Consider the following 2,967-nt stretch of genomic DNA (forward strand, 5'->3'; position numbering starts at 1 on the left):
CTGCTGAGCAGTTCAATTGGGGGTTTGCGTTCTCAATACCGATTTTTTTCTTTTTGGCGCTGAACGTTATTTTCCAACTGTTTTCGTGGCCTTATTTTCTAAAACCTTTTTTTGCGGTCTTACTCATCCTTTCTGCTGTGGTGAGTTATGCGAGTTACAATTACGGCACGATTGTCGACCGAGACATGTTGATCAATGTCGTTGAAACCAATAGCAGTGAGGCAGGCTCTTATGTCAGTCTCTATTCCATTGTCTGGATCTCAGCGTTGGGCATCCTCCCTGCCGTTCTATTACTGCTTTCGCCACTTAAAGTAGAAAAATCCATTTCCCGCTTTTTAGGCTATAAAGCGCTATCAATATTGCTCTCTTTACTCGGCATCATCATTATTGCGGCGCTGTATTATCAGAACTATTCGTCGGTTGGGCGCAACAATAGTTACCTCAAGAAAATGATCATCCCCACTCACTTTGTCTATAGCGCTTATGGTCTTGTGAAAGATCGTTATTTTACCGAGCCCGTGGTGTATCAAATTATCGGCGCTGATGCGCAGCAGCAACCGAAAATTACCCATAGCCGTGATGCAGAAAAACCAACCTTAGTCTTATTTGTGCTAGGAGAAACGGCTCGCGCACAAAATTACCAATACTACGGCTACACACGTGATACCAATGCTTATACCGTGCCTTATCAGCCTATATTTTTCAGTGATGTCGCCTCTTGTGGTACTGCGACAGCGGTCTCTGTACCTTGTTTATTTTCCAATATGGATCGTCATAATTTTGATCGTACCAAAGCGGATAACCAAGACAACGTCCTCGATATCTTGCAGCGCGCAGGCGTCGACCTCTTATGGAAAGAGAATGATGGAGGCGATAAAGGCGTCGCGAAAAATATTCCGCAGAAAGAGCTGGATAAAACTGCGCGAGAAGGCCGATGTGACGGCAGCACTTGTTATGACGTCACAATGCTAGACAACTTAGATGAAGAAATTGCCAACCAAACTGGTAACCGAATGATTTTCATGCACATTATTGGAAGTCACGGGCCAACCTACTTTAAGCGCTATCCTAAAAACATGGCGAAATATCAACCTGATTGCCCAAGAGCGGATATTGAAAATTGCAGCGTTGAGCAGATAGTGAATACTTACGACAACACTATTCGTTACACAGATTTTGTTTTGGCGCAGCTGATTGAAAAGCTAAAGTCACTGCAAGCGCAATACAACACCGCATTGATTTATGTCTCCGACCATGGGGAATCGCTGGGAGAAAATGGACTGTTCTTACATGGTATGCCGTACAGCCTAGCACCCGATTATCAAACTCAAGTACCGCTTTTAGTCTGGTTATCTGACGAATTCGCCCGAACGAAAGGCGTGAATCAAACCTGTTTACGTCAAACAGCCACTCAGCCCTATGCTCAAAGTAATCTCTTTCACTCTTTACTTGGCATTATGGATGTATCAACCAATGCATACGAGAAAGCGCAAGATATTTTTGCGCCATGCCGCTAAAGAGTGTGGATAAAAACAGAAGAGACCTGTTAGCTTAGATGAAAACAAACCCTGAAGATGTTGCTGTCGTTGTGTCTCGGCAGCAACTCGACAGTGGCATTATGCAGCGCGGCGATATCACGGCAAATCGACATTCCAAGCCCTGCCCCATCGCCTTTTTCACTGTTAGCTCGATAAAAGTTATCAAATATTTTTTCTCGGGCTTCGTTCGTGATGCTGGGGCCGCTATCAGTCACATTCACTTGAATAAACTGATCATCGCCATGCAACGTAATATCAATGTGGCTGTGTACGCCAGAATAGCGCATCGCATTATCGATTAAGTTTTTAAACAACACGCCGAGTAATAGCTCGTCGCCTTGAACCGACAAACTCTGCCCTTCAAAGCTCAATTGTTGGTCGTGCTTTAACGCTAACGGCGCAAGGTCTGCGATAACTTGCTTAATAGAGACTGAGAGATCGACCGTTTGTGATGACAATTCCATAGTGCTTTCGACTTTGGCTAACATCAACAACTGATGAATAAGGCGGTCAGTACGCTCAATACCCTTAAGAATCATGTCCAGATCATATTTCAGTTGCTGCTCATTCTGGCTGAGCATGGCGTTTTCGGCATTTAATCTCAATACCGTCAGTGGTGTTTTAAGTTCATGAGCGGCCATACGCGTAAAGCGCTTCTCTCGCTGCCAAGCCAATTCTAATTGAGCCAACAGTTGGTTGAGTGTCTCCACTAATGGTGAAAGTTCAGTGGTTTGTTCTGTAACGTAAATGCGATCCAACTTGTGGACACTGCGAATGGCAATCGCCGATTTTAGCTCTTGCAGTGGTTTGAAACTTCGGCCAATAAGCATCACCAGCACCAAGATAACGCATGGGATCAGGATCAATTGCGGCAATGCGGTCGACAGTGCAATTTCATTGACCATTTCATCACGAATACTCTGTTTTTCCGCAACGAGAATGTATTCAGAGCCGCGATCAGGATGAGGTTGCGCCAATTGAAAATAACGCCATGTTTGGCCATCAATGGTGACGTTGCCAAATCCATTATTGCTGGCATTGCTGCTAAAAGCGGGTTGCTGACTATCAGAGCTATACATCAACTGACCATCTCGATAAAACTGAAACAGAATGTACCGCTCATAAGGGTGACCATACTGCGTTGCCATCTCCTTGTTGGCTTGCGAAAGACGTTCAATGCTTTGCATCCACTGATCAAACTGTTGATGAAGATCGGCATTGTCTCCTTCTTTTATAGAGACAGAAGTCGCCATCAACAGTAATTTTGCCGATTGACCTAAGCGCGCATCGTAGACCTCCTCAACTTCATGTTGAGCAGTAGAAAAACTGAAATAAAGAGAAATGAGCAGTAAGCCACCGCTTAACCATACAGCCGACTGTGTTAAACGACGTTTAATCGAAAAGATTTTTTTATTTTTCAATCATATAC

Annotated in this window: 2 protein-coding genes; one reads left to right on the forward strand and one right to left on the reverse strand. The window is 44.3% G+C overall.

All coding sequences use genetic code 11. The features are described from left to right. A partial coding sequence (locus AACT21_RS08335; RefSeq protein WP_094163339.1) for a phosphoethanolamine transferase occupies positions 1-1,517 on the forward strand: 1,517 nt, incomplete at its 5' end. Positions 1,518-1,546: 29 nt separating this feature from the next. Here the strand turns inward: AACT21_RS08335 and AACT21_RS08340 are convergent. After that, the gene (locus AACT21_RS08340; protein ID WP_094128923.1) at positions 1,547-2,959 is read right to left on the reverse strand and encodes a sensor histidine kinase; all 1,413 of its coding nucleotides are present in this window, start codon (positions 2,957-2,959) and stop codon (positions 1,547-1,549) included. Between the last annotated feature and the right edge of the window lie 8 nt (positions 2,960-2,967).

The sequence above is a fragment of the Vibrio sp. V08_P9A1T1 genome, assembly GCF_963874405.1.
GTDB lineage: Bacteria > Pseudomonadota > Gammaproteobacteria > Enterobacterales > Vibrionaceae > Vibrio > Vibrio anguillarum.